This is a genomic window from Agarivorans sp. 2_MG-2023, from assembly GCF_030548085.1.
Taxonomy (GTDB): Bacteria; Pseudomonadota; Gammaproteobacteria; order Enterobacterales; family Celerinatantimonadaceae; genus Agarivorans.
This window is the reverse complement of sequence record NZ_JAUORQ010000004.1, coordinates 176,957-196,395: the sequence shown is the minus strand read 5'-3', so window position 1 is coordinate 196,395 and position 19,439 is coordinate 176,957. Positions and strand designations below refer to the sequence as shown.

The 19,439-nt window shown below is 43.9% G+C and carries 15 protein-coding genes; 10 read left to right on the top strand and 5 right to left on the bottom strand.

Annotated features, from left to right (window positions below):
- The first annotated feature begins 73 nt into the window (after nt 1–73).
- The 3 genes from Q4549_RS07935 to Q4549_RS07925 all read left to right on the top strand — a co-directional run bounded on the left by Q4549_RS07935 (nt 74) and on the right by Q4549_RS07925 (nt 2,025).
- Nucleotides 74–796, top strand: a complete 723-nt coding sequence (locus tag Q4549_RS07935; protein WP_137674678.1) for a FadR/GntR family transcriptional regulator — start codon at nt 74–76, stop codon at nt 794–796.
- 233 nt (nt 797–1,029) lie between these two features.
- On the top strand, nt 1,030–1,236 hold the full coding sequence (locus Q4549_RS07930; RefSeq protein ID WP_303550823.1) for a hypothetical protein: 207 nt from the start codon (nt 1,030–1,032) through the stop codon (nt 1,234–1,236).
- 87 nt (nt 1,237–1,323) lie between these two features.
- A complete protein-coding gene (locus tag Q4549_RS07925; RefSeq protein ID WP_303550826.1) occupies nt 1,324–2,025 on the top strand; it encodes a DUF4336 domain-containing protein in 702 nt (233 codons plus the stop codon).
- A 12-nt stretch (nt 2,026–2,037) separates the two neighbouring features.
- Here Q4549_RS07925 and Q4549_RS07920 read toward each other — a convergent pair whose 3' ends face one another.
- From Q4549_RS07920 to Q4549_RS07900, 5 genes are all read right to left on the bottom strand, one after another.
- Complete coding sequence (locus tag Q4549_RS07920) at nt 2,038–3,204, bottom strand: sterol desaturase family protein (protein ID WP_303550828.1); 1,167 nt, start codon at nt 3,202–3,204, stop codon at nt 2,038–2,040.
- Between the two features lie 318 nt (nt 3,205–3,522).
- The gene (locus Q4549_RS07915; protein ID WP_303550831.1) at nt 3,523–5,148 is read right to left on the bottom strand and encodes a phospholipase A; all 1,626 of its coding nucleotides are present in this window, start codon (nt 5,146–5,148) and stop codon (nt 3,523–3,525) included.
- A 220-nt stretch (nt 5,149–5,368) separates the two neighbouring features.
- Complete coding sequence (locus Q4549_RS07910) at nt 5,369–5,707, bottom strand: hypothetical protein (RefSeq protein WP_137674673.1); 339 nt, start codon at nt 5,705–5,707, stop codon at nt 5,369–5,371.
- A gap of 440 nt (nt 5,708–6,147) precedes the next feature.
- A complete protein-coding gene (locus tag Q4549_RS07905) occupies nt 6,148–8,295 on the bottom strand; it encodes a heparinase II/III family protein (RefSeq protein WP_303550836.1) in 2,148 nt (715 codons plus the stop codon).
- A gap of 2 nt (nt 8,296–8,297) precedes the next feature.
- Nucleotides 8,298–10,436, bottom strand: coding sequence for a heparinase II/III family protein (locus Q4549_RS07900; RefSeq protein ID WP_303550839.1), 2,139 nt, complete (start codon nt 10,434–10,436; stop codon nt 8,298–8,300).
- Between the two features lie 319 nt (nt 10,437–10,755).
- Between Q4549_RS07900 and Q4549_RS07895 the strand changes: the two genes are divergently transcribed.
- From Q4549_RS07895 to Q4549_RS07865, 7 genes are all read left to right on the top strand, one after another.
- Nucleotides 10,756–12,522: a transporter gene (locus tag Q4549_RS07895; RefSeq protein WP_303550842.1), complete on the top strand. Its 1,767-nt coding sequence runs from the start codon at nt 10,756–10,758 to the stop codon at nt 12,520–12,522.
- 102 nt (nt 12,523–12,624) lie between these two features.
- The gene (locus Q4549_RS07890) at nt 12,625–12,960 is read left to right on the top strand and encodes a cupin domain-containing protein (RefSeq protein ID WP_303512829.1); all 336 of its coding nucleotides are present in this window, start codon (nt 12,625–12,627) and stop codon (nt 12,958–12,960) included.
- Between the two features lie 12 nt (nt 12,961–12,972).
- Complete coding sequence (locus Q4549_RS07885; protein ID WP_303512831.1) at nt 12,973–13,917, top strand: sugar kinase; 945 nt, start codon at nt 12,973–12,975, stop codon at nt 13,915–13,917.
- 16 nt (nt 13,918–13,933) lie between these two features.
- Nucleotides 13,934–14,548 (top strand): bifunctional 4-hydroxy-2-oxoglutarate aldolase/2-dehydro-3-deoxy-phosphogluconate aldolase, encoded by a 615-nt coding sequence (locus tag Q4549_RS07880; protein WP_303550844.1) that lies wholly within the window; start codon nt 13,934–13,936, stop codon nt 14,546–14,548.
- A gap of 123 nt (nt 14,549–14,671) precedes the next feature.
- Nucleotides 14,672–15,442: an N-acetyltransferase gene (locus Q4549_RS07875; protein ID WP_303550846.1), complete on the top strand. Its 771-nt coding sequence runs from the start codon at nt 14,672–14,674 to the stop codon at nt 15,440–15,442.
- A gap of 141 nt (nt 15,443–15,583) precedes the next feature.
- Nucleotides 15,584–18,790, top strand: coding sequence for an Ig-like domain-containing protein (locus Q4549_RS07870; RefSeq protein WP_303550849.1), 3,207 nt, complete (start codon nt 15,584–15,586; stop codon nt 18,788–18,790).
- Between the two features lie 13 nt (nt 18,791–18,803).
- On the top strand, nt 18,804–19,277 hold the full coding sequence (locus tag Q4549_RS07865; protein ID WP_303550852.1) for an AAA family ATPase: 474 nt from the start codon (nt 18,804–18,806) through the stop codon (nt 19,275–19,277).
- Nucleotides 19,278–19,439: the final 162 nt, after the last annotated feature.

The window sequence follows — 19,439 nt, the reverse complement described above, 5'->3', positions numbered from 1 at the left end:
GTATTAATTTGTGTTAGCAATGGCAATTCTCAGGGTTGCCATTGCTAACACAAAATTTGGAAAAGGTTGTTCTATGTCTAACGAATTCACTCAGATTGAGGGCTCATCACGCAGTCTTCATTTGCAAGTGGCCCGCGAAATTGCCCGCGGTATTTTATCGGGGGCGCTACCACAAGGCAGTATTATCCCTGGCGAGCTTGATTTATGTGAACAGTTTGGCGTGAGTCGCACTGCTTTGCGTGAAGCTATCAAGCTGCTTAACTCAAAAGGTTTGTTAGAGTCTCGTCCCAAAATTGGTACTCGCGTTCGTGACCGTGAGTATTGGAATTTCTTAGACTCCCAGTTGCTTGATTGGATGATGGGTTTAAACAACACCGAACTAGCGTATCAAGATTTCTTAGCGTTACGCCGAGCTATTGAGCCAGAAGCCGCTGCGTTAGCCGCACGTAATGCCAGTGCTGAACAGCGTATGGGACTTTCTGCAGTGTTTCAACAGATGGCTGATGTTGCCTCTGGAGCAGATTTAGAAACATCGTGGACTGACGTAGATATGGAGTTCCACCGTTTGGTATTTTTATCAACCGGGAATAGTTTCTATATTCCATTTGCTAATGTATTACGCACCATGTTTATTGGGTTTATCGATCACTCATCGAAAGATGGCGGCACCTGTATTGAAGAACATAAAGCCATTTACGATGCGATTATGGCCGGAAACGCAGATAAAGCACGCGATGCCAATTTGGCCTTGTTAAACAATAGTAATCACCGCCTACCATCGCATAACGCGGCTTAGTATCTAACTACCGTTTTATAAAAGCCTAACTCATTCTTGAGTTAGGCTTTTTTGTTGCTTGATTAATAAAAGCAAAAAATCAACAAATTGACGTTTCAGTTATATTGGCAAAAACTTACTTGTACCTCATTTGGGCAATATTGTACTAAATAAAAAAGCCAACGAATTGAGAATTTAGTTATCTATCATGGGGTAACGGTTGGAGCAAAAGGCCAAAGTAGTGACTTTGGTTTTTGCCTACTATTGGTAATCATGTTCGTCTCTCCGCCGGGGCTATTGTCCTTGGCAGTGTTCAAATAGGCGAGAATACGACTATTGGTGCAGGAGCGGTAGTGGTTAAAGATGTACCTGCTAATTCTGTTGCTGTGGGCAATCCTGCTCGATGTTTTGATAAACCCGTTGAGCATCAAATTGTTGGTGATGCACAAGATGTGGAGTAAGGTTTCTTACTAAGTCGTCTACTGCCATGAGGATATTCGAGCGCTTTTGGGAGTTGTCTCTAAATTGTTTAACCGACAGGGGGAGGAATGAGAAAGCTAGCTGAAGATATTTGGATAGTGGAAGGCGAAGCCGTTCCTTTTTTTACCTTACCATACACCACGCGAATGACCATTGTTCGTCTTGATGACGGCGGGCTATGGCTCCATAGCCCAATCCGTTTTAGTGAACAGTTAGCTAGTCAATTAAGCGCTCTAGGTGTTGTTAAATACCTAATTGCCCCGAATCATTTACACCACCTTTTTATTGGTGAATGGCAGGGCCGTTACCCTAATGCCAGCACATACGGCACCGAGCAAGTTATAAACAAACGCGGAGATTTGGTGTTTGACGGAGCGTTAACTAATAGTGCGAATATGCATTGGCCGTGGCAAGAGTTTATAGAACAAACCTTGTTCACCGGCTCCCCTGCAATGCAAGAATGTGTCTTTTTCCATAAAAAATCAGCTGTTCTTATTGTTACCGACTTGGTTGAAAATTTTAGTATTGAGCATTTTTCTTGCTGTCATCGCTTGATTGCCAAAGGGGTAGGGATTTTAGCGCCTGACGGAAGAATGCCGATAGATTGGCGTTTGAGCTTTATGTTTGGTAGAGCAGAAGCTCGCGATCATCTAGCTTCTATTCTCAATTGGCAGCCCAAGGTTCTGGTAATGGCACATGGCGAGATTGTTGAAACAGAGGCTACCGCTTTTCTAAAACGCTCATTCCGCTGGTTAAGCAAAGCGGAATAAGCGGTCTGTAGCCTAAGCTGTGTGTTTGGTCTTTAGTCTTTTTAACCACACTTTGAGCGGGTAAAGAGTTTGTCCTATTACTGTCCGAGGCAATCGTTGGGTTGTGCCGTAACTTGCTGGCCAATGTTGTTTGGGAAAATGATAAGTCTTGAACAAGTGGTCGAATAACACGGTATGCGCAGAGTAATTGGTATCAATCGCTGGTTTTTCCGAACTATGGTGCCAGTGATGGAATTGCGGCGTAACCAATATGTACTTTAATGGTCCAAATGAAATACCCAAATTACAATGGATAAGTACTGCTTGCAGCGCAGCGAAGGTAACGTATATATTCAGCGCGGCCTGATCAACGCCCAATAAGTAGAGGGGGATCATTACCATCGCTCGTTCTGAGAATACTTGAACGAAATGTCCTCGCGAACCTGCTAGCCAATCAATATTTTCAATCGAATGATGAACCGCATGAATAGGCCACAAAACTTTGAACTCGTGATAAGCACGATGCTCCCAATATAAAACAAAATCGGCGCTAATCACGATAACGACGAATTGTACAATGGTAGGTATGCTTCGAATGCTTTCTTGAAAGGTGTTGCTAACAGCCCAGTCAAAGTGACTGATATGGTAGTTGGCAAAAACGAGTATGGCCGAAATAGCGAGGTGATTAAAAGAAAAGTAGAACAAATCTACATCCCATTCAGGCCTCATGATTAATTGATTTCGGTACTTGGGGAATAACTTCTCTAAGCTTAAAAATATGAAGATGGAGCCTAAAAATGCCAAGATTAACCAATCAATCCCCAGTGATAGCTCGGCGGGTTCAACGGGGCCTACAGGAATTCTGTATCCACCTAACAAAAAAGCGATCGCTGTAAATAGTATTCCCGAAATACCTAAATATTTGTAAGCACCTTTATTGAGCAAAAATGTCAGAATACCTAATACGATTGACGTATACATACCGTATTTAAGCACCTGTTGTAACTGCTCCGCGTCATAGATTTTTCTTAACTCGGTGGTAGTCAGCATGGAAGGATATAGGTAGGCAATAACCGCTAGCAGGCTGAGTATTCCTAGAAATAATGAGCAAAATCCGCTGATTCGCCCTTCACCTAAACGAAACTCTTTGTCTACATTTTTTGAAACGGTACGTGGTTTGTAGTTGTACTCACTGTCCATGTGATTCTCTGCTTGTATGGGAGCTCAGTTTACGCTTAAGTCTTGGTGCTCAAATAACACTGCTATGAAATGGCAACTGCTGATTAGAGCTAAACCGCATTTTGTGGCAGGCATAGTAAAGTGTTTGCTGTTGAGAATAAAGTTATTAACATATTTAATACAACAAGGGTTTTATTGTTAAGCGTATGAGCGAGGGCTTCGGCGTAATCTGCTAGGTTTTGTCATTCCAACAGTCCAAACGCCAATATAGTTGGCGTTTGGAAAGTGAATAGGTGAGAAGGTACTTTAACACCCACCTGTTTGTTGCTAGCAGCAGTGTTATTGGTTAATAGCGAAGCCTATACCCAGACTTTTGTTATGCTTGTTGTAGTCAATGAGTGATTCGCCGTACCCATTAAAATACTTAAGATACAGCGCTAGCTCTTGGGTGATTCCGTAAGACCAACGTAGGTCTACCGCGCCCTTGTTGTCGCTTTTTAGGTTATTCCGGCCTAAAAAGCTTAAGCGATGTCGGTCATTGATTTGCCATTTGGCTGTGAGCTCTCCGTAACCGTAATAATCTTCCATATTGGGGTTGTCATCTTCTTCCGCTGTTTCCTCAAACCGATACCAAGGTTTTACAGCAATAGTGACTGGCTTAGCGTCGAAGCTAAACTCGGTATATATGCGATTCCACGAACGAGAGCGTATTTGGGTCTGACCGTTAGATTCATGCACTAAACCTAAACGTATCCATTCTGGCGACCAAGCCGAGCTGCGCGCCTCTTTTTTGCTGTTCCACTGATAGAAAAACTCGGGCTCGTAGTTGGTTTCCCTCACTGAATCGCCAGAACGTTCATAAGGTTGCCAAAAGGTTTGTTGGGTATACGCAAAGCTGAGGTTGTCGGTGTCGGTAAACAAGTTGAAGGGCATGGTTAAGCGAAAACTAAACTGAAACTCCACTTCTACTTTGTCGGGCTGCTGGCCTGGAACGCCTCCTGCCAAGTCGGGAACCGACGGCGAAGGGTTGTACTTGAAAGGCAGAATATAACTATCTCTAAATATGCTCATGCCAGCAAATGTCCATTGGCTGCTATCAGACATCATTTCGCGTCTATCACCAATTCGGTTTAATGCTACTCCCAAGCCGAAGGATTGATTGTGAATGTTATAATCAAGCATCGATTCACCATAGCCATTAAAGTACTTGGCATAAAGCGAAAACGCTGGCGTTATACAATAGGCAAAGCGTAAATCTATTGCGCCTTTGTTATCAGACTTTAGGTTGTTTCTTCCCATAGCGCTGACGCGATGGTTACATTGGTTGTCACCAAATAAGTAAGCGACAGAAACTTCGCCGTATCCGTAATAATCGGTAAAGTCTCCGCCATTATTAACTTCGGGGCCTATCGGGATCCAAGGTTTAGCGGAGAACAACCAGTCGTTGTAGGATGCGTCAAACTGAGCATAAATCCGCTCCCAAGAGCGATCAAACTCGCCATAAGAGCCATTGGCTTGATGGCTAAAACCAAAACTGGCTGAGCGCAGGTGCCATTTATTCGCGTCAATAGCAAACTCATCAGGTCGCCAAGTATAAATTAGCTCGGGTTCGTAGTTGGTATCGCGAAAAGGGGAAGAGAATGGTTTGTTGTAAACTTGCCAAAAGCTTCGTTGAGTATAGGCAATACTAAAGTAGTCCCGCTGGCTAAACAGGTTTTCGCCAACAATCAACTTACCACTGATTTGAAACTCGGTTTCTAAGTTATCGATACCGCGATCACTGTCAGCTTCTTTTGTGGCTAAGGCCGAAGAATAGTCACCAAGATCAGGCGGGTTAGGGTTATATTTTCCGAGTAGAATATAGGTGTCGCGATAGGCCACGAGCCTTGGACCGGTTTGTTGTTCTGCAAAACTGCTGGTGCTCGCCAGCGAAAATAACAAGGCGCTAAAGGTTAACTTTTTCATCTCATCCCTGATATTCAACCAATGGTTTTAAACCTGATTGCAATTTCTATATCAATTTAACAATGTTGTTACCTTAATGTTAGCGGTGATACGTTTAAGATGCGAGGTTTTGTAAACCAAAGTGTGCGGCGATAGGATTAGCAACTCGTTGTAACTGAGAGAAAATTTGGAAATAAAAAAGGAAGCGAGCCGCTTCCTTTTCTTAGGAGACAAGTACTAGTTAAGAGAGGGTGTACGCAATAGCCACACCAAATGCCACAATTGCTACGGTGAATAGTAGCTGGATCCCGGTGGATAATAAGGCTAAAACAAATCCTGCAACTGCAGTGGTTTTAAACAGTAGTGAAAATAAAATACTGGTTACCACTATTGCTACCAAAGTGGGGAAGAACCCTTGGCCAATGACAATATCGGTTAGCATGCCTGCTGCAATAGCCAAGATGACCGCAACAAAGCATACATCCATGCCTGAGCGTTCTATTTTTAATACTTGAGTGCCAATTTTAATTGGCGCCAACATGATTAAAGTGAGCAGTGCGAGAGTGATTACTACAGTCATATCATTACCTCATTCCTTGATATTAAGCATCCGTGCTAGTGACAATGTACTGATTATTGTCATACCTAATTAGGTATAGCTGCAGAATATCTTTCGTTTAGAAAATGAGCCATTCCCCATTTGGGTTAAATTTGTCGTTTAAATAGTGAACATTCTGCTAAGTCTTTGATTATGCTATTTCACAGTGTGAATTTTTTATGACGAGAAGGTTTGTTAGGTTTTCTGAGCGCGGAGTGAAGCGATGTTCCAGAATGTCGTCCATTGACCCGCTTCAGTTTTTCGTCGTATGAGGAGTTATTGGCGAATGGGGTGGTTACGAGCAACCAGCAGAAAGTGTCGTTATATCAGTAAGCTATTGTCTAGTTAGAATCTGAATATAAATGTTTAATAAGAGAAAGCCTCGCGATAGCGAGGCTGTAGAAGCGCTTACATAACAATTGTTATGCAATGAACACAGGACCACTCCAGCGCAGAGTTTTACCGTCAACCTCGAGCTGATGTTGAGTATCTTTTTTCACATTAGCTTGGTTAGACACACATACCGTAATGTGTTTACCCGACACCAAATGAATCGCAACCGCTGACGCCACTTTATTATGAGTGAGAACCTCTACGGCACTAACTTGGCCGCGAGCATCCGTGCTGGCTTCAATGGCTTCATTAAAGTAGCCGTGAGTTTCAAATACGTTAGCAAATAAATGATCTTTAGCTTTCTGGCGAAGTATCAGTACTGGCTCGCTGCGTAAATTAAAGTCAGCATCATTGGCGCCAGTGCGCGCCATTATCACTTGGCTGTTCGCTGTTGCTGAGCTTATTACTGAGTAATAACTGTTGCCTTGTAGCCATGTCATTAGGCTTGAGTTGTTTACCTCTGCAGTGGCTTGATGCCACAAGTGCTGGTAACCGTGTGCTTTACCTAGAGGTTTTAAGCTTGCGTTACATTCGTAGTTAAAATCGCTGCGAATAAAGTGACCAGAGTAGTGCAAGGTGTAGTCGTAGTTATGTTCATGCTCACTCACCAAGCGGAATAAATCTAGCACTAATGGCTTAGTAAAGCCTTCCGCTTCAAACATTATAACGCTGCGTTGTTGGTCTACACCCGGGTAGTAGTTACGTACAAAGGCACTCATCGCTTGTAATTTGCTGTTGCCGCTGATGAAAAAATGTTTCTCTCCCCACTTTTGTTCTGCGGTTGCTGTGTCACCTTGGTTTTGGCTTTGGAAATCAACCACCACGGTATTATGGGCAATCGTTTGCTTAGCGTAGCTTTTGTTTTCTGGAATGTAGCGACCACCGAATTTAGGCTCAATGTTTACCCAACGGCCATAACCGTAATCGTGTAGCACTTCTTGGCCACGATTAAATAGGTTGAAGTGCAGGCCATCAAAGTGGCCGTGGTCTAGCGCCGAGTGAAGTTTATGATCACTGCCGTGTTGGCCAAACCATAGAAGCGCCATGCTGTCGTCTTGCTTAGTGTCACGGTGGCGTAAAATCGCCACGCCGCCGCGGTCGCCTTCAGCGCCGTCTGTTAACAGTAAACTGCCCCAGTTAAAACCGCCTAAGTTTGCGGCGTTATTGCTGGCATCAGACAAGCTCGCTCCCGAGGCGTGTACCCACACTTTGTTTTGGTGTTTAGCCATAGCAACCAAGTTTGCGTCACGTTGGTAGCGGCTAAAACACATGCTGGTCGCAATCAAAATGCCTTCGTCATTAATGTCCATAGATTTAGAGGAATCATTAAGCGCTGGCAGTACACCATTTGGAAAGGCGGTAGACATTACCGCGTAAGTGGTGGTTTTAATCACTTGGTCTTTTAACTGATAAATACCAATTTCTGGTTGGCGACGTTCAATGGCTTCGGCAAACAAAAAGATTGGGCGCAGTGAAAAACGGTGATAGTAAGGGCCTTCCATGTAGTAACCGTCTGGCGAAAATAATTGAGTAAGTTGGGCAATAAAGCCGCCACTTACGCTATCGCCTTTTAAACCGTATAAAGCTTTATCTACACTGGCTTGGTCTTGAATGGCATAGCCACAAATACCTACCCCGGCTACTGCCCACAAACCATGGTTATGTACTATGTCAAAATCATGGGCATAAACGTCAACAAACAATTCAATCATCAATTTGAACAAATCATTTTCGATCAATGTTTGTTCATCATCTGCGAGTGTGTGGCGAATACACGAGTAAGCACATGAGGCGTAAAGCATCCACATGTTTTCGTTCAAGGTTTGGTGAAACAAGCGCCCTGGTGGGTTGGTGTCTCGGCTAGTGTTTAGCTCTAAAGTAGGGTACACCTTGGCGTATTCAACCAGCATGTTTCGTGCATAATCTAGGTAGCGTTGATCTTCAGTAATCAGGTACAAACGGCCGGCTAAATCTAAATGGATGTAGTTTTGCTTATGGCGGTTATGTTCGTAACCACCGGCTTCACCGTGACCAGGGATCTCGATGCCTAATGGCATGTATGCCTCTAACGCGGCAATTTCGCTAGCGATAGATTGACCAATAAGTGAATCGGTATTTAAGTGCTTAGCGAGCTCTTTTGCTTCTTCAAAGCTTATCAATAGTGGTTGGTAAGTCATGATTAACCTCGGTTCTTTTCTAACGCCAGAGATCCCTGCCAGCAATAAGTTTGTTGATGAGTTTCTATAGAATGCTGAGTATCGGCGCTTACGTTTCGCTGATTACTTAGCATTACAGTGAAATTAATATTTTCGCCCAGTATTTGAATCACAGTGCCTATTTCGTTACTGGCTAGCACCTTTACTTCTGTTACTTTACCCCGAGCATTGGTACTCGCTTCTACGGCTTCATTAAAGTAACCATGTGTTTCCAACACATTGGCAAATACTGTCGATTTGGCTTGGCGGCGCAGAATAAGACTGGTTTCGCTACGCAAGTTATATTGTGGGTCATTGGCGCCAACGCGGGTAAAGAATAGCTCGTCGTTGGCTTCACTGGCGCTAATCCACGAATAGTAGCTATTGCCTTGTAACCAGCTAACAAGGCTGTTGTTTGCGGCTTTGCCTTGGGCAACATTCCATAAGTGCTGGTAACCAAAGTCGCTACCCATTGGCGAGAGTTCGCCATGCATTTGGTAGTCGCTGTTACAGCGAATTATTTGCCCTTGATATTGCAATGCGTAGTCGTAACTATGCTCTTCTTCACTATTTATGCGGAAAACATCTAACAGTAAAGGTGCGTCTAAGGCGTCATCGTTTATCAGCAGTAAGCTGCGCTGCTGGTCCACACCGGGATAAAAGTTATCGGCAAATGCACTTACCGCCTGCAGGTCTTTGGCTTGGTTTTCAAAGAAATGTGGGACACCATGTTTAGCGTCGGCGGTTTCTACATCAAAGTCATTTTGACAACCTTGGTCTACTGCCACCGCGTTATGGGCAATAGTTTGGCGCGCGTATGACTTGTTTTCATCTAAGTAGCGTCCGCCAAATTTTGGCTCTACGTTAACCCAGCGGCCAAAACCGTACTCTTTAAGCACTTCTTGACCACGGTTAAAGAAGCTAATGCCTAAGGTGTCAAAGTGACCATGCCCCATGCCGTGTTGGCCATAGTTCATCACTAATTGGCTTACGTCACCGTCTTGGCTTTGAAGGCGAACAAAGCCCTGAGCACCACGGTCTCCGTTTGGTCCTTCGTTTAATTCAACACTTGGCCAATGAGGCAGGCTGGTATTGGTTGATTTTTCAAAGCCTTGCGAAAGCGCTGAGCCACAACCGTGTATCCATACTTGCTGCTGAATGTTAGCCATGCCGAGTAGTTTGTCATCGTGGCCATAATGTTTGTAAGCCAAACTTACTGCTACCACCACGCCTTGGTCTTTAATATCCATAGATAAAGACGCATCGTTTAAAGCAGGGAATACGCCATTAGGGTAGGCGGTGGCTAATAAGGCTTTAATGGTTTTACCAATCACTTGGTCTTTGTATTCAAAAATATTTAGGGCAGGGCGATGGCGGTGCAATACTTCAGCAAATAAACACAGAGGGCGAATGGCATAACGGTGATAATAAGGCCCCTCCATGTAGTAACCAGAAGGTGCAAACAATTGACTAATTTGCGCTAAGAAGCCACCACTTACATCATCGCCTTTAAGGCCATGCACAGACATTTCAACGTATTCAGGTTTATCAATGGCTAAACCACAAATCGCTACCGCAGCTACTGCCCATAAACCATGGTTATGAATGCGATCAAAATCGTGACCGTATTTTACCGTGAACATATCCAGCATAGGCTGAAATAGTTTGCTTTCGATGTGCTGACGTTGTTCATCGTTTAACCAGTGTTTAATGCAGCTATAGCCTAAGCTTGAGTAAAGTAACCACACATGTTCATTTAGAATTTGATGGAACAAACGACCTGGTGGGTTGGTATTGCGTTGAATGTGAAAGCCAAAGCCTAAGTATTTGTCGGCGTATTCAATCAGTATCTCAGCGGTAAATTTGGCGTATTGTTCGTCGCCAGTGATTAAAAATAAACGACCCGCTTGATTAATGTATTGGTAGTTTTGCTTGTGACGGTTGTGCTCGTAGCCTCCAGCTTCTCCATGCCCCGGTACTTCGATGGGGGCTGTAATGTAAGTTTGAGTATCGCTAATCATTTTAGCTAGGCTTAAACCCATTAAGCTGTTGGTACCAAGCTGGGCGCTAATCTCGGTAATTTCTTGCTGGTCGAGTAGCACTGCATTTGTTGTCGCAAGCATCTAAAACCTCTGAGTACATTAATTTATTAATATAAAGTAATACAAATGAAGGGTAGTATCATCCTTCAGGACGAAAAATAGTGAGATTACTCACAATATATCTTTCTTTATATTTTGTGTTTGTGGCGTTGTTGCTTGTCTATGTATTCGTTGTTATTGCTGGCTTTGTGTGCTCTTTAAGGCATCAACTGAATGTATAGAAAAAATAATTGGATCTTCATCACGAATAAAGTGTTTTTGTATTACAATATAATTTAATTGTTTTAGACTAAGCGTGTTCTTACATTTTCTCATTAAACTTTAACCTTCAGAGGCGGCTATGAGTATTGATATCGTTGTTGTACTTGCCTACTTCGTATTCTTAATTGCGATAGGTTGGATGTTTCGTACCTTTACAACTTCTACCAGTGACTACTTTAGAGGCGGCGGTAAAATGCTGTGGTGGATGGTAGGTGCGACAGCATTTATGACTCAATTTTCAGCATGGACCTTTACTGGAGCAGCAGGGAAAGCATTTACCGATGGGTTTGCCATCGTTATCTTGTTCTTAGCCAACGCGTTTGGCTACTTTATGAATTACATTTATTTTGCACCGAAGTTTAGACAGCTTCGCGTGGTAACAGCCATAGAAGCCATCAAGAAACGTTTCGGGCGTACCTCCGAACAGTTTTTCACTTGGTTAGGTATGCCAGACAGCCTTATTTCGGCGGGTGTGTGGTTAAATGGTTTGGCTATTTTTGTTGCCGCAGTGTTCAACATTCCAATGGAAACAACCATTATCTTTACTGGTGTAGTGCTAGTGATTATGGCGGTAACCGGTGGTTCGTGGGCTGTTGTTGCGTCTGACTTTATGCAAATGTTAGTGATTATGGCGGTAACAATTACCTGTGCCATAGCGGCTTACTTCCACGGTGGTGGCTTAACTAACATTATTGGTAACTTCCATGGCGACTTCGTGATGGGCAGTAACCTTAATTACGTGAGTATCTTCTTACTATGGATTGTTTTCATCTTTGTAAAACAGTTCGGTGTAATGAACAACAGCATTAATGCTTATCGCTACCTTTGTGCTAAAGACAGCGATAACGCGCGAAAGGCGGCAGGCCTAGCGTGTATCTTAATGATTGTTGGCCCTCTTATTTGGTTCTTACCGCCTTGGTACGTTAATGCCTTTATGCCTGACTTTGCCGAAGCATATAGCTCGGTAGGTGGTGCTGATGCAGCTTACTTGGCCTTTGTGCAAAACGTTATGCCAGCGGGCATGGTAGGCCTGTTAATGTCGGCAATGTTTGCGGCAACCATGAGCTCTATGGACTCGGGTCTTAACCGTAACGCCGGTATCTTTATTCGCAACTTCTATTCACCCATTGTGCGTAAAGAAGCAGCCAGCGAAAAAGAACTGATTGTAGCGAGTAAAGCAGCCACTATTTGCATGGGCATTGTGATTATCTCTATCGGCCTATTCATTAACTCACTTCGTCACTTAAGTTTGTTCGACATTGTATTGAATATCGGTGCCTTAATTGGCTTCCCAATGCTCATTCCTGTGCTACTAGGCATGTGGATCCGCAATACGCCTGATTGGGCAGGTTGGGGAACCTTGGTTGTGGGTGGTGTAGTGTCTTACGTATTTGGTATCGCATTAACTGCAGACGACATTCAAAACTGGTTTGGTTTGGACCAAGCGTTAACTGGTCGTGAGTGGGCAGATCTTAAAGTTGGCCTGAGCTTAGCGGCACACGTAGTGTTCACTGGTGGCTTCTTTGTAGCCTCAACCATGTTCTTCAAAGGCCGTACGCCAGAGCGTGAAGCGGAAGTAGCCGAGTTGTTCCGTGATTGGAATACCCCAGTACACGCCAATAGTGAAGAGCAGCAAAACCTAGATACTAAACAGCGCTCAATGTTGGGCAACCTCATTAGCGTAGCTGGCTTCGGTATCATCTCTATGGCGATGATTCCAAACGATATTTCTGGCAGAGCTTTGTTTGTACTGTGTGGAACTATTGTACTAGTAGCGGGTATCTTGTTAGTTCAAGCTGCAAGAAAACCAAATAAAAATATACCGGCAGAAGCGACGATGGAATAAGCGCTAGATGCTTAAGCCAAGGCGAGCACAATGCCCGCCTTGGTTTATAAAAAACGGATTTGCCTTAAGCACAACCGAAAACTAACCATAACGAGAAACATTATGACAGCATTTTTTGATTCAGCAGCAACACCTTGGGACGACCTTGGCGACGGTATCACACGTAAAATCGTGGGGCACACAGACCAACTAATGGTTGTTCACGTACGTTTTGAGAAGGGCGCAATTGGCGCACCGCATGCCCACGAGTTGCATGACCAAATTGGTTACGTAGCCGAAGGTAGTTTTGAAGCTGAAATTAACGGCGAGAAGAAAATCGTTAAGAAAGGCGATGCCTATATTGCCCCAAAAACCTTTATGCATGGCGCTGTGGCGCTTGAAGAAGGCAGCGTATTAGTAGATTGTTTCTCACCACCGCGTGAGGACTTCTTGTCTTAAGAGGAAACATTCATGACTGAGTTAAAAGTCGCCTTTATTGGCGAATGCATGGTAGAACTACAGCAGCAAGAACAAGGCCTTCGTCAGAGCTTTGGTGGCGACACACTAAATACTGCTGTTTACTTTTCACGGATTAGTGAAAAAGCCAAAGCAAGTTACGTTACCGCATTAGGCAGCGATAACTTGAGCGAGCAAATGATCGCTACTTGGCATGCTGAAAATATTGATACCCACTTAGTGCAGCGACTAGACGATAAGATACCGGGCATGTACATGGTGCAGGTAGACGAAACCGGCGAGCGTAGCTTTTTGTATTGGCGTAACGATTCAGCGGCAAAATTTTGGTTAGACAGAGCTAGCGAAGAGCTATTGGCTGAGCTAAGCAGCTACGATGTAGTGTACTTATCTGGCATTAGCATCGCAGTGTTACCTGAAGCATCTCGTGAAAAACTCTTCCAAGTATTAGCTCAGTGCAAAACCAATGGGGCTAAAGTTGTTTTTGATAATAACTTCCGCCCAGCATTATGGCAGAGCAAGCAACAAGCAATTGAAGCTTACGCAAAAGTATTAGCTTGTACTCATACCGCCATGCTTACCTTTGATGATGAGCAAGAAATTTACGGTGATGAGAATATAGAGCAGTGCATAGAGCGCACTCTAGCTTTAGGTGTTAGTGAGCTGGTCATTAAACGCGGTAGCAAAGACTGCTTGATTGTGACTGAAGACGGCGCAATTAGTGTCCCTGCAACCAAAGTAACTAACGTGGTTGATACGAATGCTGCGGGTGACTCATTTGCTGCAGGCTACCTTGTTGCACGTTTACACGGTGCAAACACCGAGCAAGCCGCATTAACCGGCCACAAAGTGGCAGGTACCGTTATTCAGCATAAAGGTGCGGTAATTGACGCTGCGCATATGCCAAAGATTCAGCTATTATTTACCGCAGATGCGGTATAAGAACTAGGAACAAAACATGAACTTAAATGAACAACTTCAAGCGCTTAAAGTAATTCCTGTTATCGCTATTGATAACGCTGATGATGCAGTGCCATTGGCAAAAGTATTGGTAGAAAATGGTTTGCCATGTGCCGAAATTACCTTTAGAACGCCTGCTGCAGCGCAAGCTATTGCTAACATGCGTGAAGCTTACCCAGACATGCTAATTGGCGCAGGTACGGTACTGACCAGTGCACAAGTAGACCAAGCTATTGATGCTGGCGTTGATTTTGTAGTAAGCCCTGGTTTTAACCCAACCACTGTTCGCTACTGTCAGCAACGCAACATGCCAATTATTCCTGGTGTTAACAACCCATCGTTGGTTGAGCAAGCAATGGAAATGGGCTTAGATACCCTGAAATTCTTCCCTGCAGAACCTTCTGGCGGAGTAGGTATGTTAAAAGCCTTAACCGCTGTTTACCCCGTTAAATTTATGCCTACTGGTGGTGTATCGGTTAAGAACATTAACGATTACTTGAGCATTAATGCAGTACTGGCCTGTGGCGGTACGTGGATGGTGCCAGCTAATTTGATCAAAGAGCAAAACTGGGATGCGATTGCAGAGTTAGTAAAAGCTATCGACCTTAACTAGCTTTACTGAGTTAAAAGATGGCCTCGGCAGCGCAAGCTACCGAGGTTTTTTTGTGTCATATCAACGTGCTTAATATGTAGGCTGTTAGAATAACCATACTCGTACAGAGATGGGGTCAAGCTTATGGACTACCTAAAACTCAACGCGCTTAATATCGAAGAACAGCATATTTGCTGCGGCTTTTCGGACAAAAAGTGTGCTGAAAGTTACCAAGCAAAAAAAGCATGGCTAAGGGAGCAGTTCGATCATGGTTTGGTATTTGAGCGACTCGACGAACGGGCTAAGGTATTCATTGAATATCAACCGGCTGAAAACGCTTGGCTGCCCATTGAAGCAGATGATTATTTGGCTTTAGCTTGCTTTTGGGTGTCTGGAAAATATAAGAAACAAGGCCATGGTAAACGCTTATTGGCGTCTGCTCTTAGTGCTGCTAAGCAACAAGATAAAGCCGGTTTAGTCACTGTAGTAGGGCGTAAAAAGTATCATTTTTTGAGTGATACTAAGTGGTTACTTCGGCAGGGCTTTAAAGTGGTAGACGAAGCGCCAAACGGCTTTGTATTGCTTGCGCTAAATATCACTTCAAAACAAAGCCATAAATCACCTTGTTTTAGACAAAATGTTAAATTTCCTTCTTTGAGCCAGCAGGAAAAGGCATGTGTGGCTTACTATTCTAATCGTTGTCCCTTTGCTGAATACCACGTTACCCAATCACTACAAGAAAGCTGTAAAAAGCGAAACATTACCTTGCACTTAGTTAAATTTACTAGCTCGGAGCAGGCGCAAGCTAGCCCAACACCCGCGACTATTTTTAGCTTGTATTACGATGGTCAATTTATTACTACAGATATCAGCGCGTGCATGGATAGTCGCTTTGACAAATTTGTTAAAGTTTAAGGCCTACTAAGCAGTCGGTAATCGTATTTTTATTTTTATTTTTATTTTTATTTTTTTGTTGCAGTTGTGTGGATTATTTGTTGATGCTTATATTTGTTTGGCCTAGTATGGTTTAGGTCAATATGGATAAGGCTTATACCTATGAATAACATGCTGTTTTGTTGTCTAGCGGTAATTCTCTCTTTATCGCTAAATGCCTGTTACTTTGACTCTACTGGAGATCTCGCTGTTGAAAAACTGCAAGTCTCCGTTCGGAGTGCTGATGGTGATAGTTCACCAGGCTCCCTTCCAAAAGGTTTTAGCCAGTCGTTAGTGGCTAAGGCGACCTTATTTGACGGCTCAACCCGAGATGTTACTCACCTAGTGCGTTGGCGTAGCAGCAACCAAACTGTCGTTAAAGTTGCGGATCAGAAAGCATCAGCAGTGGCAGCTGGTAGCGCCGATATTTCAGCGATGTTGCGCGGAGTAGAAAGTAATCAGTTGAGTATTAACGTTACTGACGCGGTATTAGTCCAGGTTCAAATTACGCCCCCTTTAGTCTCTCTCCCCGTTGGAATAGTCCATAACTATCAAGCTTTAGCGAGCTTTAGTGATTCCAGTGTTATGAATGTCACCGATCAAGTTATTTGGACATTGGGCGATAGCGGCATAGCGACCATGGATGCTGGCCGCTTAACCACTTTATTACCAGGTTCTATAGGTTTAACTGCGACGTTGTTAAACGTTCAAAGTAATTTGGTTGAATTGCACGTCACTGATACCGAATTAGTCTCTATTCAGGTTACCCCTAGCGCTCATACTATCGCTTTTGGTACTAATGCAGAGTATTTAGCAATCGGCACTTATACGGATAGTAGCACGCAAGATTTAAGCAACTTAGTTGGGTGGCATAGCAGCGATACAAATGTAGCCACCATCGCAGATGGCTTGGCCACCGCGGTAAGCCAAGGTTCTACAAACATTAATGCGAGCTTAAACGGTGTAAGCAGTAATAGCGTGGAGTTAACTGTAACAGCAGAAGAACTGGTTAGTATTCAAGTTACTCCTGCTTTGAGTTCCCTTCCTGAGGGCGGAACTCAAGTTTACGTGGCTACCGGCACCTATACAGATAATAGCACTCAAGATATTAGTCATATCGTCGCCTGGAATAGCAGTGCTACAGATATTGCGACAATAGTTGAAGATTTAGTTACCGCTGTTGACGAGGGCACAAGTGTAATCAGTGCGAGTTTACATGGTGTAAGTAGCAGTGCAACGTTAACGGTGATAGAAGAAGAGTTAGTGAGCATTCAAGTGACGCCGGCTTTAAGTTCTCTCCCAGAAGGCGGAACCCAAGTTTACATCGCCACCGGCACCTATACAGATGACAGCACCCTAGATATTAGTCACCTAGTTGCTTGGAACAGCAGCGCTACAGATATTGCTACGATTGTTGATGGTTTGGCAATAGCGGTTGACGAAGGCTCAACTGTAATAAGTGCGAGTTTATATGGCGTAAGTAGCAGTGCAACGTTAACGGTGATAGAAGAAGAGCTAGTGAGCATTCAAGTGACGCCGGCTTTAAGTTCTCTCCCAGAAGGCGGAACTCAAGTTTACATCGCCACCGGCACCTATACAGATGACAGCACCCTTGATATTAGTCACCTAGTTGCTTGGAACAGCAGCGCTACAGATATAGCTACGATTGTTGATGGTTTGGCAATAGCGGTTGACGAAGGCACAACTGTAATCAGTGCGAGTTTATATGGCGTAAGTAGCAGTGCAACGTTAACGGTGATAGAAGAAGAGTTAGTGAGCATTCAAGTGACGCCGGCTTTAAGCTCTCTCCCAGAAGGCGGGACCCAAGTTTACATCGCAACTGGAATCTACTCGGACAACAGTACTCAGAATATCAGTAACTTGGTGGCTTGGAATAGTAGTGATACACGTGTAGCAACTATTATAGATGGCTTAGCGACAGCTGTAATAGAGGGTAATAGTGTTATCAGTGCCACCTTAGGTGATATTACCAGTAACAGTGGGGCGTTAATGATTACAGCTGAAGAATTAGTCAGTATTCAAATTACACCGGCTACGAGCAGTATTGCTAAAGGGATTACCCAACCTTATGTTGCGACAGGAACTTACACAGACAGTAGCACTCAAGATATCAGTAATCTGGTGGCTTGGAATAGTAGCAATACCAGTATAGCAACCATTGTTGATGGTTTAGCAACGGCGACTGCACAAGGAGTTAGCGTAGTCAGTGCCAGCTTAGGAAGCATTCATAGTAATAATGCTACACAAACGGTGACAGCGGTAGAACTGGTTAGTGTTCAACTTACCCCTACCGTTAGCAGTATTGCGAAGGGTAATACTCAAGGTTTTGTTGCAACAGGTACGTACACAGATAATAGTATCCAAGATATCAGTAGTTCTGTGTCTTGGAATAGTAGCGATACTGGAGTCGCAACGGTGGTTGATGGGTTGGCCACAGGGGTGATTGAAGGTAACAGCACTATTACTGCTAGCTTAGCGGGCTTTACCATTAATAATGCTAGCTTAACGGTAACCGCTGCGGTGTTGGCGAGTATTGAGGTTAGTGTGCCGAGCGAATTGTTAGTTACCGGTAGAGCGAGTACTTATAGCGCCACCGGCGTTTATAGTGACAATACAACGGCTGATCTTACCTCACTGGCTGATTGGAGTAGTGATAATGCCGCAATAGCGACGGTTACCGATGGTAATGCAGTCGCTGTTGCAACGGGTGCTGCAGTGTTTACCGTGAGTTACAACGGAATAAACAGCCCGGGGACTAACTTATTGGTTGTTGATACAGTGCCCGTTTGTGGAGCGAACCCTGCATCGGGTGATTGCATCATGTATTCAACAGGTTTATCAGGTAATGCTGCCGGCAAATTATTCACCGCAGGGCCTAGTTTACCAGTGGTTAGCGCCATGGGGTATACCGTTATGAATCAAGGCGCCAATACTGGTTTAACCTATGCGGAAGCCATTGCAGAAGACGGTACTTATGGTCCAGAAGGCACTTACGCAAGGTTTCGCAATGATGGTGCAGGTAATGGGCAGTACGACCGCTTTTGTTTAGATTTGAATACTATTGTCTTTGATGGAAAAACTAATTGGAGGCGAGCAACACGTTTCGAGCTAAGTGATCTGTTTGCCGACTATGGAAATATGTTTGTAAACCAAGGCTGGCCTGTTCGATCCGGTTATTGGTCTTCAAATTACTATGGATACAGTGGAACATATGACAGCGATTTGTATTGGTTTGTAGCCATGCTAGATGGCAGTAACTATACGCAAGTTGACTGGGTGCCTCGACCTGCAAGTTGTGTGTCGGAATAGCATGTAACTCGTTGTGCCTAAACTTATTCTTCTTTGTGGTTTTATTGGTTCGGGTAAAACCACCTATGCAAAAAAACTGGCTGAGCAAGTGCCCGCTTTTCGTTTCACGATGGACGAATGGATGATCCCATTATTTGGTGAACATATGGCGAGAGAAGTCTTTGATCATCGTGTCGCCACGCTTACTCGTCTTTTTCAGCAATCGGCCGTTGATCTTATCAAGCTAGGTAATTCAGTTGTTCTAGATAGCGGCTTATGGCGACGTATTGACCGTGAACAAATGGTGCAGTGGGCTGAATCGCTGGCTATTGATTGTGAGATACACTATTTGAATGTAAGCTTTGCAAGGTGTTGCGAACGAGCTTACTTGCGCAATGGTGATTGTGGCCAACACGCCTACAAAATGACGCCTGAAATGATGACTCAATTTTGGCAAAAATTTGAGGTGCCGACTGAGGATGAGCTTGTAAAGTGGGTAGGGGATTAATCTGATAAAGTAGTGAGGCGAACTTAAGTTAATCATTATTATAGATTTTTATTTTGTGTGATTACTTATTAAGGCTTGTAAGCTTCAGCCTAAAGCAATAGACTTTAACTTTACAATTATATGACATTAATCACAAAGTCATTTTTGCTACTGCTTCTACAT